Genomic DNA, 16,697 nt, shown 5'->3' on the forward strand with positions numbered 1-16,697 from the left:
AACGCCTGTCGCGCTAAACTGCGCACCTTGGTCGAAACAGACCAGACCGGTTGCGGGCTCAAACGCCCCGAAACCCACGAATTCATAAAAGAGTACCGATCATGACCCAAGTCAAACTGACCACCAACCATGGCGACATCGTCCTGGAACTGAACGCTGAAAAGGCACCGATCACCGTTGCCAACTTCATCGAATACGTCAAGGCCGGCCACTACGAAAACACTGTATTCCACCGTGTCATCGGCAACTTCATGATCCAGGGCGGCGGTTTCGAGCCAGGCATGAAAGAAAAGAAAGACAAGCGCCCAAGCATCCAGAACGAAGCCGACAACGGCCTGCCGAACGAGAAGTACACCGTGGCCATGGCGCGCACCATGGAGCCGCATTCGGCTTCCGCCCAGTTCTTCATCAACGTCGCTGACAACAGCTTCCTGAACCACAGCGGCAAGAACGTTCAGGGCTGGGGCTACGCAGTATTCGCCAAAGTCGTTGCAGGCACCGACGTTGTTGACAAGATCAAAGGTGTTTCCACCACTTCCAAGGCCGGCCACCAGGACGTGCCAGCAGACGACGTGATCATCGAGAAAGCCGAGATCATTGAGTGATACTGCTGATTTCAGATTTGCATCTGGAAGAGGAGCGCCCGGACATCACCCGGGCGTTTCTGGATTTGCTCGCCGGACGTGCCCGCTTGGCGAGTGCGTTGTACATCCTGGGCGACTTTTTCGAGGTGTGGATTGGCGATGACGCCATGACGCCCTTCCAGCGCTCCATCTGCCAGGCCCTGCGCGATCTCGGCGACAGCGGCACGGCCATCTTTCTGATGCATGGCAACCGCGACTTCCTGCTCGGCAAGGCCTTCTGTAAAGAGGCCGGCTGCACGTTGTTGAAGGACCCGAGTGTCGTGCAGTTATACGGCGAGCCAGTACTGCTGATGCACGGCGACAGCCTCTGCACCCGCGACGAAGGCTATATGAAGCTGCGTCGTTACCTGCGCAACCCCATCACCCTGTTCATCCTGCGGCACCTGCCCTTGAGCACCCGGCACACACTGGCGCGCAAGCTGCGCAGCGAAAGCCGGACACAAGTGCGGATGAAGGCCAATGACATTGTCGATGTCACGCCGGACGAAGTACCGCGGATCATGCAACAGTTTGGGGTAAAGACCCTGATCCACGGCCACACCCACCGCCCCGCCATTCACAAGTTGCAGATTGGCGAGCAGGCGGCCAGACGCATTGTGCTGGGGGATTGGGACCGCCAGGGTTGGGCATTGCAGGTGGACGAGAACGGGTTTGCCCTGGCGCCGTTTGATTTTGCGCCACCGCCGCAACTGGCCGCACCCACCCACTAACGACCAAACACAAAACCCTGTGGGAGCGAGCCTGCTCGCGAAGACGGACTCATATTCAACCTCTTCATCGAATGTTAAGCCGCTTTCGCGAGCAGGCTCGCTCCCACATTATTGACCGCGCTGCAATCAGTGACCGGAGGCCGCAGGCCCAGCCTTCGCCGCAAATGGGGGTTTGGCCAGCCATACGATCAGCATCAACCCCATGAATCCCCAGCCCAGCAGCGTGAAATAATCCACGGTGGAGAGCATATACGCCTGGCTGGTCAGCACCTGATCGAGCTGCGCATACGCCGGGGTCCCCGCCCCACCCAGGGAGTGCAAGGCATCTCGGGTCGCCGGGTCATAGGCGGTGATGCTTTCGCTCAGGTACGCATGATGCTGATCAGCCCGACGAATCCAGATCCAGGTGGTCAGTGATGCCGCAAAGCTGCCGCCCAGGGTCCGCAGGAACGTCGCCAGGCCGGCGCCATCGGCAATCTGGCTCGGCGGCAAGTCGGACATCAGAATGCTCAGGGTCGGCATGAAGAACAGCGCCACGCCAATGCCCATGAACAGCTGCACCAGAGCGATGTGCTGGAAGTCCACCTCGTTGGTGAAGCCGGCGCGCATGAAGCAGCTCAGGCCAATCGCCAGGAACGCCAGCCCGGCCAGCAGACGCAGGTCGAACTTGTGCGCGTACTTGCCGACAAAGGGCGACATCAACACCGGCAGAATCCCGATCGGCGCCACCGCCAGCCCGGCCCAGGTCGCCGTATAACCCATCTGGGTTTGCAGCCACTGCGGCAGGATCAGGTTGATGCCGAAGAACCCGGCGTAACCCAGCACCAGCACAATCGTGCCAATACGGAAGTTGCGATAGGCAAACAGCCGCAGATTCACCACCGGATGCTTGTCGGTCATCTCCCAGATCACAAACACCGCCAGCGCAATCACCGACACCGCCGCACCGATGACGATGAAGTTCGACTCGAACCAGTCCAGGTCATTGCCCTTGTCGAGGATCACCTGCAAAGCGCCCACGCCAATGATCAGCGAGATCAGACCGACGTAGTCCATCGGCTGGCGACTGGTTTCCACCGGGCGCGCCTTGAGCTGCGAGCGCACCACCATCACCGCGAAAATCCCGATCGGCACATTGATGAAGAAGATCCACGGCCAGCTATAACTGTCCGTAATCCAGCCACCCAGGATCGGGCCGGCAATCGGCGCCACCACCGTGACCATCGCCAGCAACGCCAGGGCCATGCCACGCCTGGCGGGGGGATAGACCGCTATCAGCAGCGTCTGGGTCATCGGGTACAGCGGACCGGCCACCAGGCCTTGAACCACCCGGAAAACAATCAGCTCGGGCATCGAAGTCGAGATACCACACAGAAACGATGCCAGCACAAACAGGATCGTGGCCCAGAGAAACAGCTTCACCTCGCCGAAACGCCGGCTGAGCCAACCGGTCAGCGGCAGCGCAATGGCGTTGCTCACGGCAAACGAGGTGATGACCCAGGTGCCCTGCTCCGAACTCACGCCCAGGTTGCCGGAAATCGTCGGCAAGGCCACGTTGGCGATGGTGGTATCGAGCACTTGCATGAAGGTCGCCAGCGACAGGCCAATGGTGGCGAGCACCAGGCTGGGCGGCGTGAAAGACGCGTTATTGCTCATCGCGAATCCTTTGAAACCGGGTGGGCGCCGCGCCCTTCAACGGCGCGGCTGACGGATTGGCGAATCAGCGCTGTGCGGTTTTGCTGACGACGGCGCTGTTGTCATGGATCAATTGGGCGATCATTGCGTCGGCTTCGGCCAACTGACTGTCGTAGACATTGGTGCTGAACGAGGCCTTTTGCGGCGCCTGTTGCGCCAGCACCGGGCCGCTCTGGTCGCGCAGGCTCACATCGACCTGAGTCGACAGGCCGACCCGCAGTGGGTGCTTGGCCAGTTCGTCGGCGTTGATGTGAATCCGTACCGGCACACGCTGAACGATCTTGATCCAGTTACCGGTGGCGTTCTGCGCTGGCAGCAAGGCAAACGCGCTACCGGTGCCGGCGCCGAGGCTGTCGATGGTGCCGCTGAATTTCACGTCGCTGCCGTACAGATCAGCCTCGATGTCCACCGGCTGGCCGATGCGCATGTCTCTCAGTTGGGTTTCCTTGAAGTTGGCGTCGATCCACAGTTGATCCAGCGGAATCACCGCCATCAGTGCGGTGCCCGGCTGAACCCGCTGACCCAGTTGCACGGAACGTTTGGCGACATAACCGGTAACCGGTGCAATCAGCGTGCTGCGAGCATTGTTCAGGTACGCCTGACGCAGTTGCGCGGCGGCGGACATCACGTCCGGGTGCGACGACACCACGGTGTCATCGACCAGTGCGCTGGTGGTCTTGAGTTGTTGCTGAGCGTTGGCCAGGGCGTTTTGCGCCGAGGTCAGGTCATCGCGAGCGTGAGACAGTTCTTCCTGGGAAATCGCGCCGCCAGCGGCGAGGTTTTTCCGGCGGTTGAAGTTGTCCTGGGCTTTCTGCACGTTGGCCTGCTGGGCATTGACCTGCGCCTTCATGCCATCGACGTTGCTGTACAGGCCGCGAACCTGGCGCACGGTGCGCGCCAGATTGGCCTGGGCACTTTGCAGGCCGACCTGGGCATCGTTCGGGTCGAAGTTGACCAGTACCTGGCCTTCGTGAACCAGATCGCCATCATCGGCGCCGATGCTGACCACGGTGCCGGTGACCAACGGGGTGATTTCCACCACGTTGCCGTTCACGTAGGCGTCGTCGGTGCTTTCGTTCCAGCGTCCGTAAAACTCGTGATATGCCCAGACGCCAGCGCCGGCGAGGAGCACCAGAATCACTAGCACCGTCAGCATGACCTTGCGTTTGCGCGGGTTGCTGGTATCCGGTGCCTTGTCAGACGCTTGATTGGATGGAACAGTATTTGTTTCGGCATTGGCCATGACAGTTACCTTGAATTAGTTGTTCAGCTTGGCTGGAGCTGGGGTGGCCGAGGCGATGGTTTCACTCTGGAAACCGCCGCCCAGCGCCTGCATCAGTTGGATCGACAAGTCGATCTGCTCGGCATTCAGGTTGGCCAGCTGACGCTGGGCCTGGAGCAGTTGCTGCTCGATGCTGAGCACGTCCAGGTAGTTACCGATGCCGGAACCGTAGCGCTGGACCACGGTGTTGTAAGAGTCCTGGGCAATCTCGGTGGCGTGTTGCTGCGCACCGATCTGGCGGCCGATATCACGCAACTGGTTGATGGTGTCGCTGACATCGCCCAGGGCCTTGACCAGACTTTTGTTGTACTGCGCCACGGCCAGATCGTAATCGGCATCCTTGGCATCGAGGTTGGCGCGCAAGCGGCCACCGTCGAAAATCGGCACCGAAATCGTCGGTGCGATGCTGAAGAAGCGACTGGCAGAACCGAACATCGCATCACCCAGTAACGATTCGGCACCGGCCGAGGCGCTAAGGTTCAGGTTGGGGTAGAACTGAGTCTTGCTGGCAGCAATGTTCTTGCTCGCCGCCTCGACCCGCCAGCGGGCTGCGACCAGATCCGGGCGACGACCAAGCAGTTCTGCCGGCAGCACCGACGGCAAGGCCACGGCGCTGGACTGCAGGATGTTTGGCCGGGCGATCTCATTGCCGCGATCCGGGCCTTTGCCGAGCAACACCGCCAGGGCAATTTTCGCGCTGTTCAGGCGCTTTTCGGCGTCGATCAGGTTGGCCTCGGAAGTCGCTTCCAGGCTCTCGGTCTGCTGCAGCTGATATTGACTGTCGATGCCGGCACTCAGGCGGCGCTGGCTCAGATCAAGCATCTGCCGGGTGCGTTTGAGGTCGTCATTGGACAAATCATAAACAATGTGTGCCTGGCCCAGATCGCTGTAGGCACGGGCGACATCGGCGGCCAGGGTCAACTGCGCGGACTGTTGATCAACCTCAGCGGCGCGGGCCTGGCCCAACGCAGCTTCCCAGGCGTCACGCTGGCCGCCCCAGAGGTCGAAGTTGTAATTGAAGGTGGCGCTGACGTTGCGCACGGTGTCATAGATGTCGCCCCGGCCACTCGGGTCCTGGTCCTTGGCCAGACGCGCACGCGTCACGCTGGCGCCGGCATCCAGCGTCGGCATCCGCGCGGCATCGGCGGCATAGGCTGCGGCGCTGGCCTGATGGGCGCGGGCTTCGGCAATCTGCATGTCCGGGCTATCGTGCAGCGCTTCGCGGATCAGGCCGTCGAGCTGCGGGTCACCCAGGCTGGTCCACCAGTCTTTTTTCGGCCATGCCGCTGGCGACAGCGTCACACCGGTCAGCGACTGCCCGGCGTTCAGACTCTTGGCTTGCAGGTTGACGCCCTGGGTGTTCAAACCACTGTAACTGGCGCAACCGGCCAGGCTCATGGCCAGCAGCACCAGGCTCAGGCGGGTACGAAATACTTTACTGCTCATTTATCACCTACCCGCTGCACGGTGATCGGGTCACCGGCTGCCAGCAAAATTTTCTTGAGGATCTGTTCCAGGGTTTGCAGCTCAGCGGGGCTGATGGCCCCCGCCAGTTCATTCATTGCTTCAGCACCGATGTGCGGCAGACGGTCGGCGAGCTTCTGGCCCTCTTCGGTCAGCATCAACTGCACCTGACGCCGGTCCGCCTCGGAGCGTTGGCGGGCGAGGAAACCTTTCTGCTCCAGACGGTCGAGCATGCGTGTCATCGAACCGCTGTCCAGGGACAGGTGACGGCACAGCTCGGCCGGCGTATCGACGCCGTACTGGGCCATGATGATCAGCACCTTGAACTGCGCGGCGGTAATGCCGTGGGGTTCCATGTGCGAGTCGATGATCCGGTCCTTGAGCAACGCAGCGCGCCCAAGCAGGAGCCCGAGGTGGCAATTGCGGAAATCGTCTGGGGTGAAATGCTTCATCTGTCCACCATTTAGCTGCCTAGGCAGAGAATGTATGACGAGATGTTACTGCCTAGGCAGCGAATGTCAACGTAATAGTTAGGGTGCTTTGTATTTAGCGGATAAATGGCTGTAGAAGCACGGCGCGGTTCAGGGGTTTTGCACAATGCCTGGGCTATGCGCCTGCCGCACTCAGGACGGGTCGGGAGGTTCGACAGGAGGCGGTTGCACGGGATGCACTGCACGCCCGCGCAGGGCATCAGCCGCGTAACCACTGGCGCGTTTGATACTCGCCGATACGCTGTACCAGCCGGGCGGTGCTGGCTCGATGGCCGCATGCAAGGCCAACGCGTAATCGAGCAGCAGGCCCGGGGTCCAGGCCATGGCTTCTGCCCGCTTGCGCAGTTGCGCCGCCACCCAGAACTCAGGGCTCATGATCACCCGGGCAAAATCCATCATGCTCGAATGGCCACGATTCATCGCGCCTTCAAAGGCAGCCTCCAGGCTATGCGCGACGGCACTGGAGCAATTGCGGCTGGTGAGGTTGTAAGTGGTGTTGCGCTGATAATCAGCCCAGAACGCCTTCAACCGCACGACGTCGTAGCGTTCGAAACGGACTTGCACCGAAGACTCACACCACTCGGCCACCTCGCTCGAATAGCTGGGCAGAAACCGGCCGGCCACATCGTTGTTCGGCGTGGCCCGCAACAGGCGCACGAAATCACCCGTCGAACGGTCAATGTCGTCAGCCGGGTAATGGCTGATGTAGAGGTCCGGGCCACATTCCAGGGCGGCGTGGCCAGCTGAAACGACGCCCTTGATGTCCACCGCCGCGATATAACGGCTGAGCAGTGGATTGCTCACCACGCTGTCTTCAGCCGTGCCGCCGGGCGTCCAGACGTGGATCACCAGCGCGTCGGGGCGCGGACCGGGAGCAGTCTCGCGGTTGACGGATGGCGTGGTCGGCGACTGCCAGCCCCGGAGTCGAAAGGCCTGCCGCAACAACACACATCCCGACAGGAAAATGCTCATGCCGATGCAGTACGGCACGGTGCCGGCGTAGAGCGTCGGGTACGGTTCGAGGATGAACAGCGCAAAAGCTATTTCAAACAGCCCCGTCAGCAGTGCCAGCTGCCAGCCGCTGAAACGCACCACCACGGCCGCGGCCAGACGAAAGCAGCCATCGGCAAAAAACGCCACGCCAAAAAGCACTGCCAGAATCAGGCTCGCCGCATGATGCGAATCGACAATCAGCAGGCCCAATATCAGGAAAGTCACGCCTCGTGCCCTGCGCAAGGCCGATGCCGTACCCGTTTGAGGGGTGGGAACGAGCAGGATGATCAAGGCCTCGACCAGCAACAGATAGCCGAAGACGTGCAGCGGGAAGTAGGTCACGCCATCCAGCGCGTCAATGAAGATGGCGATGCCGGCAACCCCCCAGGCAACGCCCACCAAAGCAAGCGTCGACCAGCGTCTGCGGACGAAGTCGTTACCGAGCAAGATCACACTCAAACGAACCATATGACCTCGCTCTGTACGCCGGGGGACCTGCGGCTCTTTATTGCCGTTGAGTCTAATACATCACGGGAATATCGTACGCGGCCCTAAAAATCCCGTTTGTAGAAGATATCCAGCGAACTGGCCACACCGCTGGCCACCTCGACATAGACCTTCTTGCTCAGTTTATAGCGCAAGGCAATGGTGTTGGCCGGCTCGAACACTCCCACCCCGTAACGCAGGCTGAGCTTCTCCGAAATATTGCCGCTGGCCACCACCGACGTGGTGTTGCCGCTGCCCTGGGTATCAAGCTGGAAGTCCTGAATCCCCAGATCCTTGGCCAGGCCGCTGGTCACCCCGGCGCTGCCCATCAAGCCCAAGCCGAGCGCCGCTTGTGCGAGCATGTTGTTGTCTTCACCGTTACTGGTCAGCGGACGCCCCAGCACCAGATAGGACAATGCCTGTTCCTGGCTCATGGCCGGTTCCGAAAATATCTGCGTGGTCGGCTGCTCGGCGCTGCCGCTCAGGCGGATGCCCGCCGTGACATCGTCCACCACGCGCACCGCTTCGATGTCCAGATACGGCTGATCGATGGGACCGGCAAACAGCAGACGCGCGCGACGCACGCTCAAGCGCTGGCCGTAGGCACTGTAACGACCGTCGTTGAGCCAGAGCTCGCCACGGGTGTCCATGTTGTTGCCAATGTGCACATGACCTTGCAGGTTGGCGGTCAGGCCGAATCCGGCAAAACTGAGTTTGTCATCGCCCACCACCACATCGATGTCCATGTCCATGGCCATCGGCGGTTTGCCCTCTTCGGTCTGCTGGCCGACGATCACCGTATCTTCAGAGACCTTGACCGTGGACGGCGGCAACTCGCGCACGATGATTTCGCCCTTGGGCACCAGCACCTTGCCGGCGATCGCCAGCTTGTTGTCCTTGATCGAGATTTTCAGGTCCGGCGCCACGTCCAGCTTGGCGTAGGGCTCGACCGTGACCGGCAACTGCGTGCCCTTGAGTGCCAGGTCGACCATCAGCGCCTGGCCCCAGGCAATATTGCCGCTGAGCGTGCCCTGCCCGGTCTTGCCGCTTTTCCAGCCACCGTCGAGCCGCACGGTTTCGCCGACAATCGTTGCCTGGAGCTGCAGTTCTTGCAGACTCATCGGCAGCTCGGCGCCGGAAATCTCGCCATCGCTGAGTTGCAGATTGCCGTTGACCTGCGGCGCCAGCAACCCACCGGCAATCGTGCCGCTGCCGTTAAGGCGCCCGGTGAGTTTCTCGACCATCGGCACAAATGGCCGCGCCACCGACAGGTCCAGACCGCTCAAGCGGAACGAACCGCTGATCGGCTTGTTCTTGGCCAGCGGGTTGATCTGCGCCTGGACCATCAGCTCGCCCAGCTTGCCGCCGACGAAATTGAGGCTGGTGTCGATGCGCTTGGGCGTGAGTTTGCTGGTGAGGGTCAGGGCCTGATACGGAAAGTCCAGCCACTGGTCCTTTTCTTTCATGCGCAAGGTGCCACCGCTGGCATCGACCATGATCTGGCCGTTCGGGCCGCTGGCCGGCAGGTCCAGTTGCAGGTCGGCATTGAGCTTGCCCTGCCAGGCGAAATCCTTGGGCAGCCATTGCGCGAGGCTGTCGATGGGGAATTGCTTGAGGTGATAACGCAGCTTCGGGTCCGGCATCAGACGCTGGTCCTCGCCGCACAAACTGGCCGGGCCGGACATCCAGCAATGAGCCCCGAAGTTGACCTTGCCGTCCGCCAGCCGCTCCAGCTTCGCCGGACCTTGCAGCTTCCAGTCCTGGCCACCGGCCTGGATATCGCCGCTGGCCAGACGCCCGCGCCAGTTGCCGTTGTCCAGCGCACCGTCCAGACCGAGGGCCAGTTTCAGCTGCGGCCCTTGCAGATCGAGGCTGAGTTTCTGGTTTTTGATGTCGCCCTGACCGCTGACAGTCAGCACGCCCAACGCGGTCTCACCGGCCTGAATACCGCTGCCCTTGAGGTCGATCTTCGCCCGCTGGGCGCTGTCGAGGGTGGCGTCCAGATTCAGGCTTTGCAGGCGATTGTCCTGAAAGGCCAGTTGCGTGCCTTGCAGACCAAGCTTGCCTTGCGGCGCCTTGAGCGTGCCGGCGACGTCGACCTGGCCATTGAGTTGACCGCGCAGTTGTGGCCACAGTTGAGCCAGGCGCGGCATCTTGATGTCGATCTGGCCGGCGAGTTTCTGTTGCAGGCTGCCCTTGCCGTTGATGCTGTTGTCGCCGAGACGAATCTGTAGCGCATTGAGGTTCCACTGCTCGCCAGCGCCATCGGCCTTGGCCTGGATCACGGCGGGCTGGCCACGCAGTTTGCCCTTGAGGTCCAGGTCCGCGCTCAGGCTGAGCGTGTCGTTCTTCATCTCGCCTTTGCTGCGCAACGGTCCGGCCAGCGTGCCCGGCAGTTCCGCCATCCAGTACGCCGGGTTGATCGCCGACAGGTCCAGCGCGGTGTCCCAGGCAATGCCATCGGCAAATTGCAGGTTCAGGTGGCCTTCGGCCTTGCCCTGCCCGGCTTCGAGGGTGAATTGTTGCAGGTAGATTTTCGTCAGGTCGCCGCTGAACGGGCTGCTCAGGCTGAATGCACCGGCCGGGCCGTCCAGTGCGGCTTTGAAGTTGCCGAGGTACTTGCCGTCGGTATAAGAAACTTCGCCGTTGAAGCTGCGCAGCGCCACTTGCGGCTCGTCGATCAGTGGATAGAGACGATGCCACGGGAAGTCCAGCCAATCGATTTTCGCCTCGGCGCTCAGGCCTTTGCTCCAGTCCAGATTACCGGTGAGTTTCAAGCTTTGCTTGTCGTTGGCCGTGAGGTCGAGGCCGGCGATCTGCGCGCCCTTGGCGTCGACCTTGCCTTGCAGCAACAACGCCACCGGGCCTTGCTCGGCGGGCAACGTGGCGTTGCCGAGCAACTGGTAACCGTTTTTCAGGTCGCCTGCGCCGGTGAGTTCAAGCTGATTGAGTTGCAGGGTGTCCGGCAGGTCGGCGCTGGCCTTGAAGCCGTCCGCGGTGATGCGCACCTTGGCCGGCAGGTTGTCGGCCAGCGGTTGCAGCTCGCCGGTCAACTGGCCGTTGAGGTAGCCGCTGCTGTCAGCTTTCAGGTTCAGGGTTTTCAGCAGGTCGCCATCGACCTTGAGCGCCAGCGCCCAAGGGCCGGTGCCCGGTGCCGGCAAGGTCAAGGTGCCCTCGGCGTTGAGCGGCCAGTTTCCCGTGGGTTGCAGCAGACCTGTCAGGTTCAGGCTCAGGTCATCGCGCTGCAAGCTCACGGAATCGATCTGCAGGCCTTTGACGGTCCAGTGCGCCGCCAGCTTCAGACCCTTGAGTTGCTCACTGCCGTTAAACAGCAGACTGCCAACCTCAACGTCGCCCAACTCAATGGCCAATGGCAGCTTCAAATCGGGCAGCGTGATCGGGCCGCTGCTCTCTTCGGTACTCGGCGGGAATTGCAGAATGACCTGATCGGCTTTCAATTGCTCGATGCACAGCGCCATGCGCGTCAGGCACAGCGGCGACCAGGCGAAAATCGGCTTGTTCAGCTCAACCCGGCTGCTGCCCTGTTGCCACGACAGATGATCGGCACTCCATTGCCCGCCGAGTCGGCCCTGGAAATTGTCCACGGTCAAACCCGGCACCAAACCGAGCGCCCAGCGACTGCCGGTGGCGCTGCCCAGCACCGTGGCCAGCGCCAGGACAATGAGCATCAGCAGCGTCAGGATGGCCCACGCCGATATTTTCAAACCACGCTTCACAGCTCAGGCCCCATGGAGAAGTGCAGTCGAATGCCGCCGTCGTCGTCCAGCGCATGGGCCAGGTCGACACGTATCGGCCCCACCGGCGACACCCAGCGCACGCCGATACCGACCCCGGTCTTGAGGTTGGGCAGTTCGAGTTTATTGAAGGAGTTGCCCTGATCGACGAAGGTCGCGATCCGCCATTTTTCGGCGATGGAGTATTGATATTCGACGCTGCCGGCAACCATGTAACGGCCACCGATGCGGTCACCTTCGGAGTTTTCCGGGGACAGGCTCTGATAGTCGTAGCCGCGCACGCTCTGGTCACCACCGGCGAAGAAACGCAGGGACGGCGGTACCGACTTGTAGCCGTTGGTGGCGCTGCCGCCGACCTGCAACCGAGCAAGGAAACGGTGGTTATCGAAGACCGTGGTCAGGCCTTTGATCAACGCGGTGCCGTAGACCAGGTTGTTGTCCGAACCCAGCCCTTCCTTGGCCACTTTGCTTTCGAAGGTCAGGCGATAGCCGTTGTGCGGGTCGATCCGGTTGTCACTTTTGAGGTACGAATAGCTGATGCCGGGCATCAGCAGATTGCTCAGGCCCGAATCATCGCCCAGGGTGTATTCCTCGCGCTGGTATTTGAGCGAGATCACCCGTTGCCAGCCGCTGGGCAACTTGCTGTGCCACTCGGGGCCGACCGTCAGCAGTTTACTCAGGGTGTCGGAGCCATCGATGTCTTCGTATTGATAGCCGGCGGCCCAACGCAGTTTGTCAGTCAGCGGTGGGTCGAGGGGAATGTCGTAGAACACCCCGACGTTCTGCCGGGGTGCCGACAGTTCGGCTTCCCAGCCATAACTGTCGCCCTGCGGGTTGACCCAGTGCCGGGTCCAGTTGGCCTTGAGCCGTGGCCCGACGTCGGTGGAATAACCCAGGCCCAGGCCCATGGTTCGTGGTTTGCGGGTATCGAGCTTGACTGCCACCGGGATCACATCGTCCTTGGACGCTGTCGGTGCCGCGTCCACCCGTACGCCCTCGAAATAGCCGCTCGATTGCAGGGCCTGGTTGAGTTCGGCGATCAGTTCGGAGTCGTAGGGCGCGCCGGCCTTGAACGGCACCATGCGTTGCAGCAAGTCTTCGTCGAACGGCGTGTCGCCCTCGAAAGTCACCTTGCCCAGGGAGTAACGCGGGCCGCTGGCGTAGATCAGCTCGACGTCGGCGACACCGGCGCGCGGGTCCACCAACAGTTTCTGGCTGGTAAAGCGCCCGCTGAAAAAGCCGAAGCGCGAAGCCTGATTCTGGATCAGGCGCTTGGCGTCTTCGTAGTGACCATGATTGAGCACATCGCCCGGCTTGAGCAGCTCCGCAGGCGGTACGCGAAAGGATTTGAGCGAGGCCGCCGGCCCGTCGATACGCACGGTGACGTTGCGCAGATGGACCGGCTCGCCAGGGTCGATGTTCAGCGTCAGGCGCGGGTTCTTGCCGCCCTTCACTTCACTGTCGATGTGCGGCTGGTAGTAACCCAAAGCCTGGGCGGCCTTGCGCGCCTGCTCCTCGGCGCCGCGACTGAAGCGCAGCAAGGCTTCTTCGTCACGATCGCCGAGGCTGCCGATATAGCCCTCTATATTGGCTTTCAGTTCATCGTTGGACGGTTTGACCCGTACATCCAATTCACTTTGCGCCAGCGCCGTGCAGCTGGATAACAGCATGAGCACGCCACTGGTAAATCTTCCTGGAAACTTCATAGGCGCGGATGCTATCACGGGCTTGGGAGCGTGATAGAGCCGGACATGTCCTAAAAGTTCGACCGTTATGCCGTTGCAGTTTGTAACACCTGCGGATTGGCATGAAAAAACACGTGTTCGCGGATCGGTCCTACCGCCACTTCGCCAATTTCTTCATAGCCCTGACGTTTGTAGAACTCCAGGTATCGAGGGTTGCCGGTGTCGAGAATCACGCCTTGGGAGTGCTCATCCACCGCGCACCAGTTATGCACGGCTTGCAGCAACTGCTCGCCAAAGTGCTTGCCCTGGAACTGCGGGTGAATACCCAGCAACGGCAGCACGTGCACCGAATCGGTGGGCACGCACGCGGTGACGGCATCGTGGTATTCAAGGTAGCGCCGGGTGCAGCGAAAACCGGTACTCAGCACCATGCGCAAACGCCAGGCCCAGCTTTCGGTAATGCCCAGGCGTCGTTGTGGCGGTGCGATCAGGGCGATGCCGATCAAGCGGTCGTTGACCAGCAGGCCGATGGCTGGCAAGTCTTGCAAAAAGTGTTGCTTGACCAGTTCTCGCACCGTGGCACGCACTCGCTGCTCGTAACCGGGACGTTCGGCTTCGAACAGATAACTGAACGTCGGCTCGTGCCGATAGGCCTGGTACAACAGGGAACGCACTTCGCGGCTGTAGCCGCTGTCGAGCATGTGGATATCGGCAATGGCGGTCGAGGTGTCAGGCATAACGTTGATTCTCCCCGGCACGGCTTGAATGGCTGTGCTCTTGTTGGTACGAGCCCGTTTGTGACGGCACAGTTCCGTGTTGATCCGAAATGAATGTCACCCGTCATGGCCCCTTCGTCGGAACGCCGCCCGGAGCGGGCTCGCTCCCACAAGGTATAGACCACACCTGTAACCTGTGGGAGCGGGCTTGCCCGCGAAGGGGCCATGACAGCCCATACAAATCAGCCAGACAACCACCAAACCCCTCACCCCACACTGGCCCCATCCCCACATGTCAGCTAGCATCGCCCTTTTGCCAGGACTGCCGACCATGAAGATCGTCTCCTTCAACATCAACGGGCTGCGCGCTCGCCCGCATCAGCTGGCAGCGCTGATCGAAAAGCACCAGCCAGACGTGATCGGCCTGCAGGAAACCAAAGTCCATGACGACCAGTTCCCGCTGGCCGAGGTGCAGGCGCTGGGTTATCACGTGTATTTCCACGGGCAAAAAGGCCACTACGGCGTCGCCCTGCTCTCGCGCAAAGAGCCAATTGCCTTGCACAAAGGCTTCGCCACCGATGAAGAAGACGCTCAGCGGCGTTTCATCTGGGGCACATTCGCCGACGCCAATGGCGTGCCGGTGACGATCATGAACGGCTATTTCCCACAAGGTGAAAGCCGCGATCACCCGACCAAATTCCCCGCCAAACAGCGCTTCTACAACGATTTGCAGCACTTGCTCGAAAGCCAGTTCAGCAACGATCAGCCGGTGGTGGTGATGGGCGACGTGAACATCTCCCCGCAAGACTGCGACATCGGCATCGGCCCGGACAACATGAAGCGCTGGCTGAAAACCGGTAAATGCAGCTTCCTGCCGGAAGAACGCGAATGGATGGCACGCCTGAAAAACTGGGGCCTGGTGGACAGCTTTCGTCACCTGAACCCCGAAGTTACCGACACTTTCAGCTGGTTCGATTACCGCAGCCGCGGTTTCGAGGACGAGCCCAAGCGTGGGTTGCGCATCGACGTGATCATGGCCTCCCACGGCCTGCTGCCACGGGTGAAAGCGGCGGGTGTGGACTACGAACTGCGCGGGATGGAAAAACCCTCTGATCATGCGCCGATCTGGCTTGAATTGAGCTGATCCCCAAGGCTCACAAAGAGCCAATGTGGGAGCAGGTCTGCTCGCGAAGGCGGTGGGTCAGTCAGCGACTGATAATGACTGACATGGCCCCTTCGCGAGCAAGCTCGCTGCCACATTTGGCCAATCGTCATATTTCTGAAATCCAACTGACTTATTCTCCCGGCACTTCCTTTGGCTTTATAAGGTGTCGGCATGACGCTGCGCGGATTGTTCCTGTTAATGGCGTGTGCCTGCCTGCCGTTGATGGCGAACGCCGGCGAATTGCCGATCCCGGAAAGCGGCCCCGTGCTGCGAATCCAGGGCTCCAATACCATCGGTGCGGCGTTGGGCCCGGCATTGGTCGAAGGCTTGTTGCGCGAACAAGGCCTGCACAAGATTCACAGCGAAACCCCGGACAAGGCCAACGAATTGCGCGTCGTCGGGCTGACCGCCCAAGGCCGCCGAGTGGTGATCGAGGTGGCCGCCCACGGCTCCAGCACCGGGTTCAACGCCCTGAAAAATGGTACTGCCGATCTGGCAGCCTCCTCGCGTCCGATCAAGGACAGCGAACTCACCGACCTCAAATCCCTGGGCAACCTGAAAAGTCCCGGCGCCGAGCAAGTCATCGCCATCGACGGCCTGGCGATCATCCTTCACCCGCAAAACCCGTTGAACCAGCTCGATACCGAACAACTGGCGCGAATTTTCAGCGGCGAAGCCAAAACCTGGGAAGAACTGGGCGGCATCGGCGGCTCGATCCATTTATATGCGCGCGATGATCAATCAGGCACCTACGACACCTTCAAGGAACTGGTCCTGAGCAGTCACGGGCAAAGTCTGGACAGTGTCGCGAAACGCTTCGAGTCCAGCGAACAACTGTCCGATGCAGTCAGTCAGGACCCGCAAGGCATCGGTTTCATCGGTTTGCCCTACGTGCGCCAGGCCAAGGCCGTGGCGATTGTCGATGGTCAATCCCAGGCCATGTTGCCGCTCAACAGCCTGATCGCCACTGAGGATTATCCGCTGTCGCGCCGGTTGTTCTTTTACCTCCCGCCCAATAACAAAAACGCCTGGGCCGAGGCATTGGTGGCGTATGCGCAAAGCGCCACAGGCCAGGCCATCGTCGCGGCCAACGGCTTTATCGCCCAGACCGTCCAGGCCATGACTGTCACCCCGAATGCGCTGATGCCCGAGGGTTATCAGGCGCTCAGCCGACATGCCCAGCGGCTGTCAGTGAATTTTCGTTTCGAGGAAGGCAGCGCGACTCTGGACAACAAGGCCCGGCAGGACCTGACCCGGGTGCTCGACTATATAAAGCAGCACAACAAGGAAAACCGCGAGGTGACGCTGGTGGGGTTCGGCGACGCCAAGAACGACCCGGCACGGGCGGATCTGCTATCGAAACTGCGGGCCATGGCGGTACGGCGGGAACTGGTGAAAAGCGGCGTGGTGTTTCGCGAGATTCGTGGTTTTGGCGCCGAGATGCCGGTAGCGACGAACACGGCCGATGAGGGGCGGATCAGGAATCGGCGGGTTGAGGTTTGGGTTTACTGATATTGCTGTGCTGAATGAGCCGGCGCCATCGCGGGCAAGCCCGGCTCCCACAGGTTCAGTGCAATCATGTGGGAGCCGGGCTTGCCCGCGATGAACGAT

General features: G+C 61.1%; 12 protein-coding genes. 4 read left to right on the plus strand and 8 right to left on the minus strand.

The features are described from left to right. Window positions 1-101 precede the first annotated feature (101 nt). Window positions 102-605 carry a peptidylprolyl isomerase gene (locus POF45_RS05375; RefSeq protein WP_259494980.1) on the plus strand — a complete coding sequence of 168 codons (504 nt, stop codon included), beginning with the start codon at window positions 102-104 and terminating at the stop codon, window positions 603-605. Beyond that, the gene (lpxH, locus tag POF45_RS05380) at window positions 602-1,354 is read left to right on the plus strand and encodes a UDP-2,3-diacylglucosamine diphosphatase (protein WP_282315269.1); all 753 of its coding nucleotides are present in this window, start codon (window positions 602-604) and stop codon (window positions 1,352-1,354) included. The genes POF45_RS05375 and lpxH overlap by 4 nt, the downstream gene beginning before the upstream one ends. Window positions 1,355-1,480: 126 nt before the next feature. Here lpxH and POF45_RS05385 read toward each other — a convergent pair whose 3' ends face one another. The 8 genes from POF45_RS05385 to POF45_RS05420 form a co-directional block, all read right to left on the minus strand. Beyond that, the gene (locus POF45_RS05385) at window positions 1,481-3,010 is read right to left on the minus strand and encodes a DHA2 family efflux MFS transporter permease subunit (RefSeq protein WP_259494984.1); all 1,530 of its coding nucleotides are present in this window, start codon (window positions 3,008-3,010) and stop codon (window positions 1,481-1,483) included. Window positions 3,011-3,074: 64 nt separating this feature from the next. Next, entirely contained in the window at window positions 3,075-4,292 is a 1,218-nt protein-coding gene (locus POF45_RS05390; protein WP_282315271.1) for an HlyD/EmrA/EmrK family protein, read from the minus strand. Window positions 4,293-4,307: 15 nt separating this feature from the next. Next, window positions 4,308-5,777, minus strand: a complete 1,470-nt coding sequence (locus POF45_RS05395) for an efflux transporter outer membrane subunit (protein WP_259494986.1) — start codon at window positions 5,775-5,777, stop codon at window positions 4,308-4,310. Then, the gene (locus POF45_RS05400; RefSeq protein ID WP_259494987.1) at window positions 5,774-6,247 is read right to left on the minus strand and encodes a MarR family winged helix-turn-helix transcriptional regulator; all 474 of its coding nucleotides are present in this window, start codon (window positions 6,245-6,247) and stop codon (window positions 5,774-5,776) included. The genes POF45_RS05395 and POF45_RS05400 overlap by 4 nt, the downstream gene beginning before the upstream one ends. Before the next feature lie 171 nt (window positions 6,248-6,418). Further along, window positions 6,419-7,747, minus strand: coding sequence for an HdeD family acid-resistance protein (locus tag POF45_RS05405; protein ID WP_282315272.1), 1,329 nt, complete (start codon window positions 7,745-7,747; stop codon window positions 6,419-6,421). Between the two features lie 83 nt (window positions 7,748-7,830). Next, entirely contained in the window at window positions 7,831-11,502 is a 3,672-nt protein-coding gene (locus tag POF45_RS05410; protein WP_282315273.1) for a translocation/assembly module TamB domain-containing protein, read from the minus strand. Further along, complete coding sequence (locus POF45_RS05415) at window positions 11,499-13,226, minus strand: autotransporter assembly complex protein TamA (RefSeq protein ID WP_259494993.1); 1,728 nt, start codon at window positions 13,224-13,226, stop codon at window positions 11,499-11,501. Before POF45_RS05415 ends, POF45_RS05410 begins: the two co-directional genes overlap by 4 nt. Window positions 13,227-13,291: 65 nt before the next feature. Further along, complete coding sequence (locus tag POF45_RS05420) at window positions 13,292-13,942, minus strand: GNAT family N-acetyltransferase (RefSeq protein WP_282315274.1); 651 nt, start codon at window positions 13,940-13,942, stop codon at window positions 13,292-13,294. Between the two features lie 310 nt (window positions 13,943-14,252). Here POF45_RS05420 and xthA point away from each other — a divergent pair, with 310 nt between their 5' ends. Next, window positions 14,253-15,065, plus strand: coding sequence for an exodeoxyribonuclease III (gene xthA / locus POF45_RS05425; protein WP_259494995.1), 813 nt, complete (start codon window positions 14,253-14,255; stop codon window positions 15,063-15,065). A gap of 192 nt (window positions 15,066-15,257) precedes the next feature. Then, on the plus strand, window positions 15,258-16,598 hold the full coding sequence (locus POF45_RS05430; protein WP_282315277.1) for a substrate-binding domain-containing protein: 1,341 nt from the start codon (window positions 15,258-15,260) through the stop codon (window positions 16,596-16,598). The last annotated feature ends 99 nt before the right edge of the window (window positions 16,599-16,697 follow it).

Origin of the sequence: Pseudomonas fungipugnans (assembly GCF_029955235.1) — a bacterium.
Classification (GTDB): Bacteria; Pseudomonadota; Gammaproteobacteria; order Pseudomonadales; family Pseudomonadaceae; genus Aquipseudomonas; species Aquipseudomonas fungipugnans.

Bases quoted from the DNA above. Each gene is read 5' to 3' on its own strand.
- POF45_RS05400 (WP_259494987.1), bottom strand. From the start codon at position 6,247: ATGAAGCATTTCACCCCAGACGATTTCCGCAATTGCCACCTCGGGCTC.
- POF45_RS05420 (WP_282315274.1), bottom strand. From the start codon at position 13,942: ATGCCTGACACCTCGACCGCCATTGCCGATATCCACATGCTCGACAGC.
- xthA (WP_259494995.1), top strand. From the start codon at position 14,253: ATGAAGATCGTCTCCTTCAACATCAACGGGCTGCGCGCTCGCCCGCAT.
- POF45_RS05375 (WP_259494980.1), top strand. From the start codon at position 102: ATGACCCAAGTCAAACTGACCACCAACCATGGCGACATCGTCCTGGAA.
- POF45_RS05395 (WP_259494986.1), bottom strand. From the start codon at position 5,777: ATGAGCAGTAAAGTATTTCGTACCCGCCTGAGCCTGGTGCTGCTGGCC.
- POF45_RS05415 (WP_259494993.1), bottom strand. From the start codon at position 13,226: ATGAAGTTTCCAGGAAGATTTACCAGTGGCGTGCTCATGCTGTTATCC.
- POF45_RS05405 (WP_282315272.1), bottom strand. From the start codon at position 7,747: ATGGTTCGTTTGAGTGTGATCTTGCTCGGTAACGACTTCGTCCGCAGA.
- POF45_RS05430 (WP_282315277.1), top strand. From the start codon at position 15,258: ATGACGCTGCGCGGATTGTTCCTGTTAATGGCGTGTGCCTGCCTGCCG.
- POF45_RS05385 (WP_259494984.1), bottom strand. From the start codon at position 3,010: ATGAGCAATAACGCGTCTTTCACGCCGCCCAGCCTGGTGCTCGCCACC.
- POF45_RS05390 (WP_282315271.1), bottom strand. From the start codon at position 4,292: ATGGCCAATGCCGAAACAAATACTGTTCCATCCAATCAAGCGTCTGAC.